This is a genomic window from Rummeliibacillus sp. NPDC094406, from assembly GCF_044763875.1.
In the GTDB taxonomy this organism is placed as follows: Bacteria; Bacillota; Bacilli; order Bacillales_A; family Planococcaceae; genus Rummeliibacillus.
In genome coordinates, this window is sequence record NZ_JBIWGZ010000009.1 from 91,210 (window position 1) to 108,168 (window position 16,959).

15 protein-coding genes and 1 riboswitch are annotated in these 16,959 nt (G+C 34.2%); of the genes, 6 read left to right on the forward strand and 9 right to left on the reverse strand.

From position 1 onward, the window contains the following. The first annotated feature begins 192 nt into the window (after positions 1 to 192). Positions 193 to 894: a pirin family protein gene (locus tag ACIQ4I_RS19005; protein WP_403098925.1), complete on the forward strand. Its 702-nt coding sequence runs from the start codon at positions 193 to 195 to the stop codon at positions 892 to 894. Between the two features lie 127 nt (positions 895 to 1,021). Here ACIQ4I_RS19005 and ACIQ4I_RS19010 read toward each other — a convergent pair whose 3' ends face one another. From ACIQ4I_RS19010 to ACIQ4I_RS19025, 4 genes are all read right to left on the reverse strand, one after another. Further along, positions 1,022 to 1,750 (reverse strand): amino acid ABC transporter ATP-binding protein, encoded by a 729-nt coding sequence (locus tag ACIQ4I_RS19010; RefSeq protein ID WP_403098927.1) that lies wholly within the window; start codon positions 1,748 to 1,750, stop codon positions 1,022 to 1,024. A gap of 21 nt (positions 1,751 to 1,771) precedes the next feature. After that, complete coding sequence (locus ACIQ4I_RS19015) at positions 1,772 to 2,521, reverse strand: amino acid ABC transporter permease (protein ID WP_403098929.1); 750 nt, start codon at positions 2,519 to 2,521, stop codon at positions 1,772 to 1,774. 81 nt (positions 2,522 to 2,602) lie between these two features. Beyond that, positions 2,603 to 3,457, reverse strand: coding sequence for a transporter substrate-binding domain-containing protein (locus tag ACIQ4I_RS19020; RefSeq protein ID WP_403098932.1), 855 nt, complete (start codon positions 3,455 to 3,457; stop codon positions 2,603 to 2,605). Between the two features lie 129 nt (positions 3,458 to 3,586). After that, positions 3,587 to 3,770, reverse strand: a riboswitch (Lysine riboswitch). Positions 3,771 to 3,930: 160 nt separating this feature from the next. Continuing rightward, positions 3,931 to 5,388: a hypothetical protein gene (locus ACIQ4I_RS19025; RefSeq protein ID WP_403098934.1), complete on the reverse strand. Its 1,458-nt coding sequence runs from the start codon at positions 5,386 to 5,388 to the stop codon at positions 3,931 to 3,933. A 363-nt stretch (positions 5,389 to 5,751) separates the two neighbouring features. Between ACIQ4I_RS19025 and guaC the strand changes: the two genes are divergently transcribed. Next, a complete protein-coding gene (gene guaC, locus ACIQ4I_RS19030) occupies positions 5,752 to 6,735 on the forward strand; it encodes a GMP reductase (protein WP_403098936.1) in 984 nt (327 codons plus the stop codon). Positions 6,736 to 7,048: 313 nt separating this feature from the next. After that, positions 7,049 to 9,010: a methyl-accepting chemotaxis protein gene (locus ACIQ4I_RS19035; RefSeq protein WP_403098939.1), complete on the forward strand. Its 1,962-nt coding sequence runs from the start codon at positions 7,049 to 7,051 to the stop codon at positions 9,008 to 9,010. A 145-nt stretch (positions 9,011 to 9,155) separates the two neighbouring features. On the opposite strand, the gene ACIQ4I_RS19040 is transcribed toward ACIQ4I_RS19035, so the two are convergent. Further along, positions 9,156 to 9,590: a VOC family protein gene (locus ACIQ4I_RS19040; RefSeq protein WP_403098941.1), complete on the reverse strand. Its 435-nt coding sequence runs from the start codon at positions 9,588 to 9,590 to the stop codon at positions 9,156 to 9,158. A 45-nt stretch (positions 9,591 to 9,635) separates the two neighbouring features. Further along, the gene (locus tag ACIQ4I_RS19045; RefSeq protein ID WP_403098942.1) at positions 9,636 to 10,013 is read right to left on the reverse strand and encodes a VOC family protein; all 378 of its coding nucleotides are present in this window, start codon (positions 10,011 to 10,013) and stop codon (positions 9,636 to 9,638) included. Between the two features lie 110 nt (positions 10,014 to 10,123). Between ACIQ4I_RS19045 and ACIQ4I_RS19050 the strand changes: the two genes are divergently transcribed. Further along, entirely contained in the window at positions 10,124 to 11,194 is a 1,071-nt protein-coding gene (locus tag ACIQ4I_RS19050; protein ID WP_403098944.1) for a hypothetical protein, read from the forward strand. Between the two features lie 205 nt (positions 11,195 to 11,399). On the opposite strand, the gene ACIQ4I_RS19055 is transcribed toward ACIQ4I_RS19050, so the two are convergent. Continuing rightward, positions 11,400 to 11,771 carry a hypothetical protein gene (locus ACIQ4I_RS19055; protein WP_403098947.1) on the reverse strand — a complete coding sequence of 124 codons (372 nt, stop codon included), beginning with the start codon at positions 11,769 to 11,771 and terminating at the stop codon, positions 11,400 to 11,402. Positions 11,772 to 12,518: 747 nt separating this feature from the next. Further along, on the reverse strand, positions 12,519 to 12,944 hold the full coding sequence (locus ACIQ4I_RS19060) for a hypothetical protein (protein WP_403098950.1): 426 nt from the start codon (positions 12,942 to 12,944) through the stop codon (positions 12,519 to 12,521). A gap of 273 nt (positions 12,945 to 13,217) precedes the next feature. Here ACIQ4I_RS19060 and ACIQ4I_RS19065 point away from each other — a divergent pair, with 273 nt between their 5' ends. Continuing rightward, entirely contained in the window at positions 13,218 to 14,558 is a 1,341-nt protein-coding gene (locus ACIQ4I_RS19065; RefSeq protein WP_403098952.1) for an arsenic transporter, read from the forward strand. 383 nt (positions 14,559 to 14,941) lie between these two features. Here ACIQ4I_RS19065 and ACIQ4I_RS19070 read toward each other — a convergent pair whose 3' ends face one another. Beyond that, positions 14,942 to 15,904: a sensor domain-containing diguanylate cyclase gene (locus ACIQ4I_RS19070; RefSeq protein WP_403098954.1), complete on the reverse strand. Its 963-nt coding sequence runs from the start codon at positions 15,902 to 15,904 to the stop codon at positions 14,942 to 14,944. A gap of 281 nt (positions 15,905 to 16,185) precedes the next feature. On the opposite strand from ACIQ4I_RS19070, the gene pgeF reads away from it, so the two are divergent. Then, a complete protein-coding gene (gene pgeF / locus ACIQ4I_RS19075) occupies positions 16,186 to 16,950 on the forward strand; it encodes a peptidoglycan editing factor PgeF (RefSeq protein ID WP_403098956.1) in 765 nt (254 codons plus the stop codon). Positions 16,951 to 16,959: the final 9 nt, after the last annotated feature.

Consider the following 16,959-nt stretch of genomic DNA (forward strand, 5'->3'; position numbering starts at 1 on the left):
CCTGAAATGAGGACAACTCAATTTTTAGAACGTTGCAAAGATTTAATCGTATAGTTAAATTAGCTAATCCCAGGGGCCTGCACCTTCAATCTACAACTATTGCGGACTTATAAATTGACTTAATTGTAGGTTCGTTTTACAATTATCTCGAATTAAAGATATCTTCATGATTATTTTGAAAGGAAGATTACTATGCTTAGAAAAGTTGATCATAAACAAATGGGTACTAGCCATCTAGGTTGGTTAAACAGTACATTCCATTTTTCATTTGCTGAATATTATAATCCAGAAAATATTCAATTTGGTGCTTTACGTGTTATTAACGATGATTTAATCGCACCACATACAGGTTTTGACCTGCATCCTCACCGCGATATGGAGATTATTTCTTATGTTATAAATGGTGCACTTACTCACCAGGATAGCATGGGCAACAAGCATACGATCACTCGTGGCCAAGTGCAATACATGAGTGCAGGGACTGGCGTTTTCCATAGTGAACATAATATGGGCGACGAAGAACTTCGTATGTTGCAAATTTGGATTTTACCTGATCAATACGACCACACACCTCATTATGGAGAATTCTTATTTGAAATGGATGAACGCAAAAACAAATGGCTTCATATGGTTTCAGACAAAAATGGTAATGCACCTATTCAAATAAACCAAGATGCTAATTTGTTTGCTATTGAACTAGAGGCTGGTAAGGAAATCGAATTTGAAGTGGCTGCTGGCCGCCAAGCTTATCTTGTAGAAATAGAAGGTCATGCCATAATTAATGATGTAGCCCTTGAAACACGTGATGGCTTAGAAATTGTGGAAGAGAATATTCATATTAAAGCTGAAGAAACATTACATATTTTAGTGATTGAAATGGCTAAAATCGACTAATCACCACAAAACAATACCCATTGTAATTTCAGAAACGTTGTTAAGACAACGTTTCTGATTTTTTTAATCTGAAACTCTGCAAAAAAAGGCTGACTTCTCAATGTGAGATGACAGCTAAGTATATATTTTATGCACGCTGTAAGAAAGCTTTTGTTCGCTCGTGCTTTGGATTGTTGAATACTTCATCTGGTGCACCATCCTCAACAATAACTCCTTTATCCATAAATACGATACGATCTGAAACTTCTCTTGCAAACTCCATCTCATGCGTAACGATAATCATCGTAAGCCCTGACTTTGCTAATTCTTTCATAACCTTTAATACTTCCCCTACCATTTCAGGATCGAGAGCTGATGTTGGTTCATCAAATAATAGTGCATCTGGTTGCATGGATAATGCTCTAGCAATTGCAACACGTTGTTTTTGACCACCTGACAATTGACTTGGTCTGGCATTCAAATATCGATCCATACCAACTATTTTTAAATATTTTATCGCCACTTCTGTTGCTTCTTCTTTCGAGCGTTTCAATACTTTTGTCTGGCCAACAATGCAATTATTTAACACGTCACAGTTATTAAATAGATTAAATTGTTGGAACACCATACCTAAATGCGTACGGTAAATATTAATATTATGCTTATTATCTAGAATATTTTCGCCTTTATAAATAATTTCGCCGCCACTTGGTGTTTCTAGTAGGTTTATACAACGTAAAAGCGTTGACTTCCCTGAACCAGATGATCCAATTACACACACTACTTCACCTTTTTTTACAGAAAAGTTTACGTCTTTTAACACTTCATGTGTACCAAAGGATTTACTGAGATGCCGAATATCAATTATTGTTTCCATTGTTTTCTCTCCTTTGTACCCCTATTGTGGTGACTCTGGTCGACGAATGACCACAGTTTCATCTAGCATTTGATAATTTGCATTTCCTGCAAGTTTACGTTCAAAGAAGCGTAAAATTTGCGTTACGGTTATCGTCATAACTAAGTAAATGATACATGCGACAAAGAATGATTCAAAATATCGGAAGTTATTCCCCGCAATGGACTTCGTTTGGAAGTATAGCTCGGTTACACCAATTACATTTAATACCGATGTATCTTTAATATTCATCACATATTGATTACCTGTCGCTGGTAATATATTACGCATTACTTGTGGTAGGACTACATGAATCATTGTTTGCCAGTGATTCATACCAATTGCACGAGCGGCTTCGAATTGACCTTGGTCAACACCGATAATTCCACCACGTACGATTTCGGCCATATATGCCCCTGTATTAATGGATACAATAAAAATTGCAGCAAATGTGCGATCCAAATCGATACCAAACAATAAATCAGAACCGAAGTAGACAACCATCGCTTGCACAATCATTGGTGTACCACGGAAAAACTCAACATAGATTGTTAAAATAATATTGATCATTTTTAAAATCCATTTTTTTGCGCCGCTCTTATCTTTTGGAATCGTATGAATGACGCCAATAATCAAGCCGATTAATGCGCCAAAAATAGTCCCGATCGTTGAAATAGCAAGTGTCATCCAAGCGCCTCGTAAGAACATCGGCCAGTTATTTGTAATGATATTGATAAACCATTCTAAGCTCATTATTACTCCTCCTTAAAGCACAATAAGAACTACCAATCGCAATCATTCACAATCGGTAGCTCTGCTTAAGTTCGTTTAAAACTATTTAGCTGCTGGTTGATTTTTAATTGCATCATCCATGATTTTTTCGCGATCTGCTTCAGAAATACCTTTTAGAATTTCATTGATTTTAGCTGTTAAGTCACTATTTTTTTGTACACCTACAGCGATAGCAGTATCTTCTTCTGAAGTTTTGAAGCCTTTACCATCTGCGAATTCAACCATTGCAAATTTGTTGTTAGCTGCTGACGCAGATACAGCTTCTGGTTTTTCTGATACATAAGCATCAATCTTGCCTGATTCAAGAGCTACACGCATAGCTGGGAAATTATCCATTGCTGTTTCTTTTTTAACACCTTCGATTTGATCGATGACAGAGTAGTGGAAAGTGTTTAATTGAGCAGTTACTTTAGCACCTTTGAAGTCCGCAATTGAAGTTGCACCTTCGTATTTGCTACCTTTTTTAACGACTAATACTAAGTTTGATTTGTAATAAATATCCGAGAAATCAATTGTTTGTTTACGTTCTGCGGTTGGTGACATACCAGCGATAATGGCATCAATTTTACCTGAAGTTAACCCTGGTACTAGACCATCCCATTCTGTTTTAACAATAACTAATTTTTTACCTAAGCCGTCAGCAATTTTCTTAGCGATTTGTACATCATAGCCACCAGCGTATTCTGCATTGCCTTGGATAGCAACCGCACCCTTAGAATCGTCTGATTGTGTCCAGTTAAATGGTGGGTATCCTGCTTCCATGCCCACTGTAAACGTATCTTTGCTTTCTTTGTTTCCTGATGATTCTGAATTTTTAGAATCGTCTGATCCGCATCCAGCTAATACTAGGATGGCCATCAATAAAACGCTCAATAATAATGCCCATGTTTTTTTCATGTTTTCCTCTCCTTTGAAAACGTTATCCCTCAAATATCTGTATTAAGAAAAAAAGACTATAAAAAAAGGGACCCGAGTTGAACTCAGGTCCCAGAATATATCTAGTCCTAAATCCTCTACTTTATCCCATTATGAGATAGCTCAACTCAATAAGCCGGATAGCTTATCGAGACAGTCCTGCAATTATTCACTGCAGACCCAGCATGTAATGTCGAGATCAATTACACACTTCGGCAACATTTCCTTCTTCCTAGTTTCATCGCTTTCTCTAACTCCGCTAAGAACTAATAAATATCGCGCCTCTACCTCACAAATATAAGTGAGGTCTTATTTACTTGTTGTGAACAGTCTACAATACTAGTATTTTCATGTCAACTGCCAATTATCGAAATATTTATAAAATAAATATTTTCCTAGTTTCTTTCCCTTACTATACCTATTATAAAATAAGAAGCTAGAAATACAGACTATAATTAGTCTCCCTCTTTCAAAATATCTGCATCAATATATTGAATTTCACCTGTTGTTGCATCAATATTTTCAATATCTCTACTATTTGGGAAATACATTACATAATCTAATCCGTATACTGTCACTTCCTCGTCTTCATCATCATAGCTAGAAGTTCGGGCAAGCTTCATGTGTAATTGGTCTTTGAATAGTGAATCAGCTTGTTCTAATGACAATACAGGGTTCATATCCATAGAAGTTAATTCGTCCTCATTTGGTAATATAATTGTACAATCACGGACAATACCAGTATATACGCCAACGTTTACATGTATAGAATATTCCTCAATACGAATTCCTTTATGATGGCGTATAAATGTAAATGTTGTGAAAGGTTCGAAGTCAATATTATCTTCTTCATCAAAGTCTTCTTCATCTTCCATCATTTCAAGTTCTTCAAAGAATTGTCGTTCCTCTTCTGATAAATCCTCTTCGCTTATAATATCTAAATCTTCTTCATCTTCTAGCTGATCTTCAAGTAAATATTTCTCATGAATATTACCAACAGCCGATTCTAAGAACATTGTTGCTTTTTCTTCTAAAACTTTTTCCGGTAATTCTTCTTCTAATTCTTTCCAATCTACAGATGATTCATAATCCATTTGAATGTCATCCGAATGTTCAATTCTAATAATCGGTTCAGCCAGTTCAATATCATCTTCTGCTTTATACCAATAACGTCCAGATTCATTTTCTACCAAATGCATATCATTTGTAACACCCAATAAACCTTCGATTGTCTCAGTAACTGTTACTTTTCCAAATGTTTGTGCCTCTACATATTGCTCTTCAAAGTCTCCTGCAGTTACAATATGCCCATCTACATGAACTGTCATATACTTACGCTTTGGATAATAGACAAGCTTCATTTCACCATTGTCCCCATGAATCCCAAGCTCTACCAAAGGATATTGGCATAAAATATTTTTTGCATCATCAGCAGAAATCTCAATATCTGGATATGATAATTGATAGTATGATTGGAATAGTGTTGCTGAAATAATAAATCCTTGTTTATTAATCTCGATTGTTGCACCTGAATTAGGCAAAAATAGATTAAGCGCAACATCTTTTGCCTCAAAAACGATTAAATAAGATTCCCCATTCCATTCTGTCATCATATTAAAATGTAGTTTATCACGGCAAAATTCTTGTGCGAAATCTTCTGCACAACCAATTATTTCATCAGGTGTCAATTCTTCATATTCATCTAGTGAAACATCATTATTTTCCATAATCTCATCTAGATTAACCATAAATGAAGTTAGTTTTCCTTCATCCGATAACTCCATATGACCATATAGTAGACCTCTATGAGCGTCTATAATTTCGCCTACTGTAGAATCATCCTCATCATATTCAATCGTAATAACTGGTCGTCCAATGATATAGTCTCTCAATACAAATTCCCAATTTTTCATCAGTTGCTTCCTCTCATTAATCTCTTTAAATATATATCGAAATTTATTATTTTTATGTTTATGTAAAAGTAGGAAATAGCTTGGATGTCTCGTTTTCCCTAATAGCCCTTAAAACCTGATTTTAACATAAATATGTCAGTTCGTCTTAAGTTGTTTTGATATTAAAATAGCTCCTCCTTCAGAGATTACTTCTTTTTAATACGGATCCACATTCTATTTTATTAGCATTTTTGTATTTAATTTTACTTAAATTTATAAATCCAAGAAAAGTTTTTGACATTGTGGCGAAAATAATGTAAATTACCAAAGGACGAACATTTCCGAGTTATAAAAAAATAATATTCGTTTTTAGGAGTGTGTTTGATGGATAATGTATTTGATTACGAAGATATTCAATTAATTCCCGCAAAATGTATTGTTAATAGTCGCTCTGAATGTGATACAAGCGTAATGCTTGGTGATCACAAATTTAGACTCCCTGTTGTTCCTGCAAATATGCAAACAATTATAGATGAAAGTATTGCAATTAAATTAGCTGAAAATGGTTACTTCTATATTATGCACCGATTCAATCCAGAAAAACGTGCAGATTTTGTAAAAGATATGCAAAATCGTGGCTTAATTGCTTCGATTAGTGTCGGTGTAAAATCTGAAGAGTACACTTTTATCGAAGATTTAGCTAAATCAAATTTAACACCAGATTATATTACAATTGATATTGCTCACGGCCATTCGAACGCCGTAATTAATATGATTCAACATATTAAGAGATTAATCCCAACCACTTTTGTCATTGCAGGGAATGTTGGTACACCTGAGGCTGTACGTGAACTTGAAAATGCAGGCGCAGACGCTACAAAAGTTGGAATCGGACCTGGTAAAGTATGTATCACTAAAATTAAAACCGGCTTTGGTACTGGTGGCTGGCAATTAGCTGCACTTCGCTGGTGTTCAAAAGCTGCAACAAAGCCAATTATTGCAGATGGTGGTATTCGTACAAATGGTGATATCGCAAAATCAGTTCGCTTCGGTGCAACAATGGTCATGGTTGGTTCACTATTTGCAGGGCATGAAGAATCCCCAGGTAAAACAATTGAAATCGATGGTAAATTATATAAGGAATATTTTGGTTCTGCATCAGAATTCCAAAAAGGCGAAAAGAAAAACGTTGAAGGTAAAAAAATGCACGTCGAACATAAAGGGCATTTAAGAGATACTCTAATTGAGATGGAACAAGATCTTCAATCTTCTATTTCATATGCTGGTGGTACAAAACTTGATGCGATTCGTAACGTAGATTATGTAGTCGTGAAAAACTCTATTTTCAATGGAGATAAAGTGTACTAGGAAACACCATTTCATACCTATTAGAGCTACATCGTCAATTATTACAATTGGAGGTGTAGCTTTTTGTTATCTGAATATTACAAACTATCATACTAATCTTGATATAATTTTATCTTTTTTTCCACCATTTTGATTATTTATAATTAAATTTATCTAATATGTGGTAAAATTGAATCATGCATCTCAATCATTTGAATCATTAAATATTACTATAAATTATATATGTTAAAACCGATAATTAGTGTATAGACATGATTAAAAAAAAGGCAGAGAAATACTAAAACTAATCAACGGCGTAGCGAGGTATCTTTAATTGAAAAAATTTCTAAAATTGAATCTCCGTACAAAATTATTCAGTGCATTCTTACTAATTTTAGTGATTCCTTCTATTATTCTTGGGGTAATTTCATATAATAGTACAAAAAAACAAATTGAATTCGAACAGGTTAATAGCGCAAAATCAATGGTTGGTCTATTAAATTCAAATATTACAGATACAATCCAGCCCAAAACTCATGATGTAGGGTATTTATCTAAGAAGGTCACATCATCATTATTAGATGCGTCAAAGAATTCAGACCTCCGAAAAGTATTAGATCAATATGTCAATGAACATCCTGAAGCTTCAATGGCTTATGTAGGTACAGCTAAAGGGAAAATGATTCGTATGCCATATTTCGAGTATCCAAAGGATTATGATCCACGCGAGCGCCCATGGTATAAAGAAGCGCTTCAAAGTAATGGTGATGTTGCAATTACCGAGCCTTATATTTCCTCTACAAATGGTAATTTAGTAATTACCATTTCAAAGAAACTTGCAGACGGGTCTGGAGTAGCTGGTATTGATATTGCTATTGATAAATTAAAGGAAGTTGCCAATAAAGTTAAAATTGGTGAATTAGGCTATGTTTCATTAGTTGATAATAATGGAAACTATATTTCACATCCTCATATTAAGAGTGGAAAGGTTGCAAACGAATCATACATCAAACAAGTTTTATCTAATTCATCTGGTCAAACAGATTACAAAGGTCAAAAAATACTCTATCAGACTAATAATACAACTGGTTGGAAAATAGTTGGTACAACATTTAAATCTGAAGCAACAAAAGATGCTGCAGCGACATTAAATATTGAACTAATTGTAGAAATCATTTTCATCGTTATTGGTAGCATTTTAATCCTATTCATTGTTCGTTCCATTATAAAGCCAATCGACAAATTAAAAGCAAGTGCACATCGATTGGGAGCTGGTGACTTAACAGAGGAAATTGCTATTCATTCAAATGATGAGATTGGGGAACTTGCTAAATCATTTAACACGATGAAAAACAATCTTTCTTCTTTAATTCAAAAAGTAAATAGCAGTACGTCACTCGTTCGTTCTTCATCTGAAGAATTATCTGCAAGCTCTAGCCAAAACATTGCTGCAGCACAGCAAATTGCAGCTGCAATGCAACAAGTGACAATAAATACCGAACAACAAACTAATAATATCGAACAAAATGCAACTTCCGTAGAGGAAATTGCAAAAGGTATCACAGTTATAGCAGATGAAGCTTCTGAAGTATCTTCTCTATCTGTTCATGCAACCAAACAAGCTGAAGACGGCGAACAATTCATTAAACATACAGTATCTCAAATGGATTCAATCCATCAATTTGTGACAACATCTGATGCCAAAATCAAGTCTTTGTATGATCGCACAAAAGAAATTGGGGCAATTTTAGATATCATTGGCGATATTGCAGGTCAAACAAATTTACTGGCTCTTAATGCATCGATTGAGGCTGCTCGTGCTGGCGAACACGGGAAAGGATTTTCTGTTGTAGCAGATGAAGTACGGAAACTTGCCGAAAGTTCCCAAGAATCAGCTGCGAAGATTGCCTCACTAATTACTGCAGTTCAACAGGATTCTGGAGAAGCTGTACAAACGATGATTCAAACATTAGAAAATGTAGAGGAAGGTATTACCATTTCGCAAAATACAGCTGCAAAATTTAAAGCGATTATTTCGAGCATGCGTGACATTACACCAAAAATCGAGAATGTTTCTGCGACATCTCAACAGATATCCGCATCCATCCAAGAAATGGCATCTACTGCACATACGTTAAATGACCATGCCAGAGATAATGCCGCAGCTTCCGAAGAAGTATCTGCTTCTACAGAAGAAACACTATCCTCAATGGAGGCTATGGAAGCATCTGCCGCACAATTACTGAACATGTCTGAAGAATTGCAAGATGTTGTTCAACAATTTAAAACGAAATAATAAAAAAACAGCTCTAAGTATAGTTTTACAAACTATACCAGAGCTTTTTTTCTTTAACGTATATTTGGAGTAACTAAAATCGCCTCTATTATAATAAATGCTTATTAGTTTATAGAAAAACAGTTACATCCTTCAATTATTTTATTTATTCTGGTTGAAAAACTGTTCCATCGTCTAAATTAAACTGCCATTCCACTCCAAAACGATCTCTTACACTTCCATAGCATGGACTCCAAAATGTCTTTTGTAACTCCATCATTACTTCTCCTCCATCCTGCAATACATTGAATGATGATCGAATATAAGCTTCATCATCGCTTACCACTGCTAATGTGATGTTATTTCCAACTGTATATGGATTTCCTGGAAATGTATCAGAGAACATAATATCACTGCCACTAACTTTAATATTGGCATGCATAACTAAATCTTTTGCTTCCTCTGGTAATTGAGAATTTGGATCATTGTCAGCATCACCAAATGTCATAATTTGAGGCTTTTCTGTTTGAAAAGCTTTACCATAAAACTCCACCGCTTCACGAGCATTCCCGTTAAAAATTAAATATGCATTTACTGTCATTGATTACACTCCTTCTATTAATAAAGTAAATATTTATATCCACTTTTATTTTTTCTCCATCACTGCAAAATAATTATTTTCATCATCCGCAAAGTTGAACACTTTTCCACTAGGTATCTCTACTAAATCCCCTACTGTAATTTCTTTTGCTTTAAATTCTTCATATAAACTTTCTACGTCATCTGTAAAAAACATTAAAGAAGGTGTTCCTAAGTTTAGGTTTGGCTCCATTTGAGCAACCAGTTGCTTATTTTGCAAAACAAAAGATGTCTCAGCATCGCTTGTTGGTGCAATCTCAATCATTCGAAATTGCCCATTATTCTCTTCAGAACGAACCGTAAATCCTACTTTCTCTGTCCAAAAACTTTTTGCTGCATCCTGATTGTCTACATAAATCATGACTTGTCCTAATTGCTGTATCATTTGCATTTTCCTCCTGAATGTGTACTTAATTTCTATTAAAGATAATGCATATGAATAATTTCGATCTCTTTCATATAAATTCCTTCCTAGCATAGATTTATATAAAAAAGGTGGGATTCTTTATTAATAATGATTTGCAATTTATTCGGTATTTTTTGCCTCCAACCGCTTCCATCTTAGAATTACCACAAAAAGGAGCTCTTATTCAACATGTTGATGTAGATGGCGATTTTGTAGAGGAATTAGTCAGTGCATACATCTATCAAGGCGATACCTTTCTTCTTTTGCTCAAACAAGTAAATTTTCAATGGCAGCCTCTCGTTCATCTGAAAATAGACGAGCATACAATTGCTGGGCTACATGCGATAAAACTTGATCATCGCACAAAAAAAGCATTAGTAATTGAATGGAAAACAAAACAATTACCATCATACTTAGATTATTTGCAGTGGACTCCTAATGGCTTTGAACGACTCCCTGTAGACTCCCCTCAAATTGTCATTACAAAAAGTTATGGTGACGTTACTGGAGATGGTACCATCGATACTATTTATCTTACGGGTACCAAACAAATGGATAGTCCCTATTGGCAGAATATCACTCTTGTTATATTCTACCATTCAAAAAACACCTATGAAAAAATACCTCTTAAAGATAACAGCGGATATAACCCCACCATTTTTCTTGGAGATTTCACAGGTAATCACATTAAAGACATATTCATTACTATTGATACAGGTGGAAGTGGCGGCATCATATATACCGATATTTATTCTTACTTAAATAGGAGAATGACCCTGATTTTCAATGGTGATGCCTACCAGCAACAGTCAAAATACTCCGTGGATTATGAGAATTTTTATAAGGTACGCGTAACTAGCTTAGCACCTAAAAAGCGATATCTCTTGGATATACGCTATAAGGGAAAGGAATACTTATCCGAAATTTATAATCTAGATGGTACATTAAAAGCTCCTCTTGAAGGGTGGGTTGATCCATTAGGAGGCCTTTATCCAATCGATTTTGATCGTGATGGCACGTATGAACTTCTAGCGTTTCAAAAAATATCCGGAAGATATCATGCAGACGGCTTAGGTTATGTACAGAATGTATTGCAATGGAATGGTAAACAATTTGTAACTGAACGACAAAACATTTCAATTGAAGGAAAGGACTTATAAGAGATATCTAGTTATATACGTGTTCCGCTTTCAATAATAGACTATCGAATTTTTATCCAAAGGTCAGTAAACTAAGACACAATAGCTATTCCTTTTAAACAGCAACAAGCCAATTGAACAGCGCCTAATAATAAAAAACCATCTAGCTCAGCCGAGTTAGTGGTTTTTATTCTATTAAAAATAATTTATTTGTCGAAAGTGAAGATTACTTTACGTTTTTTAATGCAAAGTGTTGATGTTCGTATTGATGAAAGTTTAGAGCAATCTCTAGGTAATTATCTTGTGTACCTGGTAATTCTAATCCTTGATTGATAAGACCTTTCCACAACATTGCATCTAATGCATAAGGAGTTTCATGTTGGAGAATTTCTACAAGGTTTTTAGATATAGCAACTTGATACGTTTTCTCGCTATTTTGCACACATAGTGCATATGTTCTCCAAGTTTCAACTGTTACTTTATAATCTACATGCCATTCTTGTAACTGACTTTCAATATCCTTTGCCACACGTTTAAAAAACTTTCTTGTTGCAAAATTATTCGCCATCGTGGATCTAAAAAAAGCATTTGTATTCATCTCAATCTCTCCTTTGCATTTCATTACCTAGTTTTCTTATAGGTATTATATTAAATGGTTTAGCGGATGTAAACTAATATCTTAAAAATTGTATTGAAAAGCTGAATGGCGAAAATTTCTCCTATAATACCCTTTCATATTTTAATGTTCTTTAGCATAAAAATTTGGTACAGGGTATCTACAGTTAACATTTAATTTTACCCTAAATAAAGTAGAGAGAAATTTTTGAGTACAAGCAATTATTTAAACTAAATAAAATAGAACAGGAGAGAAAAATTGCAGAAGATGCTGCCAAGGAACAAGCCATTAAGTTTGATACTGAGAAAAAGGCAAAAGCAAATGCTGAGGCAAAAAAGGCCTCATCTAAGAAAGCCGTTTAAGAAAAGGCAAAAAAAGGTTGTAGAGCAGGAATCTCTTATAACCAACTAGCCAATATTTCAGATCAATATTTGAATAGCATTCCAATGTAGGCATCATGATTAGCAAACCAATAACAACATTAAATATGCATTTCACAGTAAAAAAGTGCAAAAAATTAATATAAATGGTGTATGATAAGAAGATGCATGATACTATCAAATCACCAATTTTAATCGCTAAAAAAACCGTACTTTTTAAAATGAGTACGGTTTTTTTCTATATAAATAGATGCATTTTTTTAATCAAGTTTAATATGGCCATCTTTGTTGGAGTGGAATTAGCGAAGACTCCTGCGGGAATACGATGAAATCCTATTCTCCGATACATTTACCCCAAAAATTTACTTTCCATTTCATCAAGGAATGCTTTGGACAACAATTCAAAATCCTCAACAGTTAATTTAATTTCATCACCGATTTCAATTTTTAAAACCGATTTCTCCGGTTTATATTTAATTGATTTCTCCGCTGTTAGCTTATTTTCATGTTCCATAATTGAATTACAAAGCATCCTTACTTCGTTTAATGGATTTCCATCTTTCTTTTCTATTGTTCTACTTCTATGGCAGAAGTAATGGTCTAGAGCTAAAACCATGTGATTGAAAAAATGCGGTTCGAATACTTCAAATGCTGTGTTTAGTTGTTCATTATTTGCCCTAGCTTCAACCAAGCTCTTGTATGCTGAAAGCTGTTGATCAATTTTTGATCGGCATTCATCAATATATTCTTTAGGATAAGTATTCATAGAAAGCATATATCATGTTCCCTCCAATTTAACATTTAGATTCGATAGTAATCTTACCATATTTTATAAATACTAACCTTTAACCATATCCTCTTATTCATATTGACTAGTCAAACGAAATTTTTGAAATCTGGGTATAATGCCAAGCCGAGATTTATTGAATTTACATATAAATACCGTAAGGAAAATTAGAGCATCTTGGAAGAGGTGAAACGTAAATAGTCATCAATAGCAACACATTACTAATACAAAAAATCAAGCCGGAAAGGAGGTCAGAATTATATGGGACCAACGGCTTGGATAACCATTATTACTTTTCTGGTTACACTCGTACTTATTCTTTGGAGACCTAAAGGTATTAATGAAGCTATTCCTGCTTCTGTTGGCGCAATTATTGTATTACTCAGCGGAAGCGTGTCACTTTCTGAACTCGGGATCATTTCAGAAACCATAAGTGGTGCAGCAATTACCATTATGGCAACAATCGTTATGGCAATAGTTTTAGAAAGTTTTGGCTTCTTTAACTGGGTTGCAGAAAAATTAGCAGAAAAAGCTCAAGGATCAAGTATCCGCCTATTCTGGTATGTAAATCTTTTATGTTTTCTTATGACGCTCTTTTTCAATAACGACGGTAGTATTTTAATCACAACACCTATTTTAGTTATGTTATTAAACAATATGGGCTTAAAGAATCATGAAAAAATTCCATATCTACTATCTGGAGGTTTAATCGCAACTGCCTCAAGTGCTCCAATCGGTGTAAGTAATATTGTAAATTTGATTGCTCTAAAAATTGTGCATATGAGTTTAATTTCACACACAGCAATGATGTTCGTTCCTGCAACACTGGGTTTAATCTTATTGGTTGTTCTTCTCTTCTTAAGACTTAAAAAGGATTTACCAAAAAGTGTCCCTACTAAAGTTACTGGATTATCACTTCCTAATTACCATCCTCTCAAGCAAAGTTCTATGTATGCTTCAGGGAATGACCGTACAAAATTTATGCGTAACATCCTACTATTCGTCTTTGCAGTACGTCTTAGCCTATTTGCCGCTTCTTTTTTTGCTATTCCTGTTTCCGTTATGGCTGTTGTAGGTTCGCTCGTTCTTTTAGGTTGGAGATGGGCTTACCTAAAAATACCGCCAAGTGACATGTTGAAAAAAACCCCATGGTATATCATCATTTTTGCGTTTAGTATGTATATCATCATATACGGACTCAACAACATCGGATTAACTGAGTGGTTGATTGGATTTATGCGCCCAATGGTTACTGGAAGTTTACTTCATACAAGCGTGTTAATGGGGGTACTACTCACTATCCTCTCTAACATATTCAATAATCACCCAGCTCTTATGGTTGGGACATTGACCTTAACGAATATGAACCTAGATCCACTATCCTTAAAGGTTGCCTATTTGGCTAATGTTATTGGAAGTGACGTCGGCTCACTTTTACTTCCAATGGGTACACTAGCTACACTAATGTGGATGCACATTGTGAAGAAGGGAAATATAAAAATCACTTGGTGGAAATATATTAAAATTACTCTGGTTGTTATCCCGCCTACAGTGTTATTTACACTGGTGATTTTGTATTACTGGGTTACTTGGATTTTCTAATAAATTACTTATCTAAATTAATAAAGCACTTGGAAACCGATATTATGTAAAGCATGAAGACCGATAAATTTTTGGTACCTCACTAATCTCTTCTAAGAATTTTTAGACCACGCAGGGGAATTCTATTCTTTTAACTTAGACCTGTTAGCATAATTCGGAAATATTTAGACCATTGATTAAAATCCTACCGTTAACCTTGCTTATCCCTTTGGATAAACATAATGCCCCGTTAGTAATGTATTCAATGATACTCATTAATTCTCCTATCCTCATTTTCTACTTAAACGAAGTTGCGTGGTAAGTTTAAGTAGAAACCTTCAAGAACAACTCAAATAAATATTCTAAATATCAATTAACCAAAAGACTTTTAATGTATGACATAATTAAACTAGTTCTAGGGTTAGATCTTTCTTTTTCTTCCTCTTCTCCACATACATTTTGTTATCCGCTTCAATAAATAGCTGCTTCATTTTTGAAATGGATGAGCTACTATAAGCATACCCCTTCGACATTTTTATATAAAATGTATGATTACTGCTATTGAAAAGATCAATTTCATTTTGTAAATTGGCCAAAAACACTTCAATCTGCGATGGATTCGTATCAATTAAAATAATTGCAAATTCATCCCCACCTATTCGTGCAACAATTTCCTTCTCACTAGAGATTTTGTATAGTAACTTAGCGGCTTCTTGTATTAATACATCTCCCATTTTATGCCCAAATTGATCATTTATAAATTTAAGCTCATCCAAATCACATATAACAATAGCAACTGGAACATTACTTTCATTATCGTAATAATAAAATTTTGTTTCAAAGTATTCACGGTTATAGATATTGGTTAATGCATCATGGGAAACTTTATATTCCAACTTTTTCTGCAGTTCAACTTTTTCATTTATATTTCTATAAATCCCTTGAACAGCAACAACTTCACTATTTTCATAAATCGGTGTTGCATATTCCTCAAACCAAATGTATTTGCCGTCATACCTTTTCAATCTAAGAATAATCGGCTTACTATAATCAAGATTCCCTGTTGTTTTCTTTAATAAGGTCTCATAATCATCTGGATGGACAATCTCATAGATTTTATCTGAACAATGCAAATGTTCCTTTAAAGAATTAGGTCCAAGTATATTATCAATGACAGGACTCAAATAACGATATTTTAATTTCGGCTTAGTGTCACAATAATACAGAATATCTTTTGCATTCTCTACAACTTGTATCATGGGAGTTAAATGTTTCATTTGTTGCTGTAATTTTAATCGCATCGAGTTTAACTTAAGGCATACTATGAAGATCCCTACTAGAAGTACTACAGCTAATATCCACATCATCAAAACCCTTTCTTTTCCTTCTATAAATTTACACATTATCCTTTTATTAATTTATATAATTATACATTAGATTACTATTTTACATAAAAAATATAGCTCTCTCAGTAATTCAATGCTTCAATGCAAAAAAGTACTATTATATTGCGAACAGTCTCCTTAATTCGACAAAATTCTCTGGTATGATTACAGTAATTCCAGTTATGCTATATGGGCTTTTTGCTGAAATTCAGAATGCCTATACATCTTCCGTCCATTAAGATATATTAAAATTAGGTGATGATATGAAAACAAACATTTACTTAGATAATAAAAAGTACATTGCGGGTATTACTCTAAGGGATGAAATCGAACGTGAAAAAGGAAATATGGCACTACATACTTGTGTCAACCCCGATGATGTATTGGAAAACCGTAAAAGATTAGCCATTTCCCTCGGTTGTGATCTAGATCATTTTGTTTGCGCCAATCAAACTCATAGCGCAAATGTCTATAAGGTAACGTGTGCTGATAAAGGCAGGGGTGCTGAAAGTAAAGATACTGCTATTCCGAATACAGATGCCCTGTACACTTTTGAGCCAAATCTATTATTATGCTCTTTTACAGCCGACTGTGTACCCGTCACTTTTTACCATGAAGAGAATGGACTCATTGGTGTTATTCATTCTGGATGGCAAGGAACAGTCAAAGAAATTTCTTTGAAAACATTTGAACATCTAAAACAAGTTGAGCATTGTAATCCGAGTGATTTCCATATTCATATTGGCACGGCTCTAAGTCAGAAGAAATTTGAAGTGGATGAAGATGTATATGAAAAGTTCAAAAACCTTGGTTACGCAGATGACTTTATGTATTACAATGATCAAACAAATAAGTATCATATCGACAATCAACAAACTGTTAAAAAACAATGCGAACTAGCAGGAATTCCTTCTGATCAGATTACGATAGACTCTACTTGCACATTTTTAAACCCAAAAGGATTTTCTTATCGCCAAGACAAACGAGCCGGAAGACATTTAAGTTTTATTATGAAAATGGGCAACTAACTACATGAA

Excerpts from the sequence above, each read along its gene's own strand:
- ACIQ4I_RS19005 (WP_403098925.1), top strand. The coding sequence starts at position 193 with ATGCTTAGAAAAGTTGATCATAAACAAATGGGTACTAGCCATCTAGGT.
- ACIQ4I_RS19010 (WP_403098927.1), bottom strand. The coding sequence starts at position 1,750 with ATGGAAACAATAATTGATATTCGGCATCTCAGTAAATCCTTTGGTACA.
- ACIQ4I_RS19015 (WP_403098929.1), bottom strand. The coding sequence starts at position 2,521 with ATGAGCTTAGAATGGTTTATCAATATCATTACAAATAACTGGCCGATG.
- ACIQ4I_RS19020 (WP_403098932.1), bottom strand. The coding sequence starts at position 3,457 with ATGAAAAAAACATGGGCATTATTATTGAGCGTTTTATTGATGGCCATC.
- ACIQ4I_RS19025 (WP_403098934.1), bottom strand. The coding sequence starts at position 5,388 with ATGAAAAATTGGGAATTTGTATTGAGAGACTATATCATTGGACGACCA.
- guaC (WP_403098936.1), top strand. The coding sequence starts at position 5,752 with ATGGATAATGTATTTGATTACGAAGATATTCAATTAATTCCCGCAAAA.
- ACIQ4I_RS19040 (WP_403098941.1), bottom strand. The coding sequence starts at position 9,590 with ATGACAGTAAATGCATATTTAATTTTTAACGGGAATGCTCGTGAAGCG.
- ACIQ4I_RS19045 (WP_403098942.1), bottom strand. The coding sequence starts at position 10,013 with ATGATACAGCAATTAGGACAAGTCATGATTTATGTAGACAATCAGGAT.
- ACIQ4I_RS19055 (WP_403098947.1), bottom strand. The coding sequence starts at position 11,771 with ATGAATACAAATGCTTTTTTTAGATCCACGATGGCGAATAATTTTGCA.
- ACIQ4I_RS19060 (WP_403098950.1), bottom strand. The coding sequence starts at position 12,944 with ATGCTTTCTATGAATACTTATCCTAAAGAATATATTGATGAATGCCGA.
- ACIQ4I_RS19065 (WP_403098952.1), top strand. The coding sequence starts at position 13,218 with ATGGGACCAACGGCTTGGATAACCATTATTACTTTTCTGGTTACACTC.
- ACIQ4I_RS19070 (WP_403098954.1), bottom strand. The coding sequence starts at position 15,904 with ATGATGTGGATATTAGCTGTAGTACTTCTAGTAGGGATCTTCATAGTA.
- pgeF (WP_403098956.1), top strand. The coding sequence starts at position 16,186 with ATGAAAACAAACATTTACTTAGATAATAAAAAGTACATTGCGGGTATT.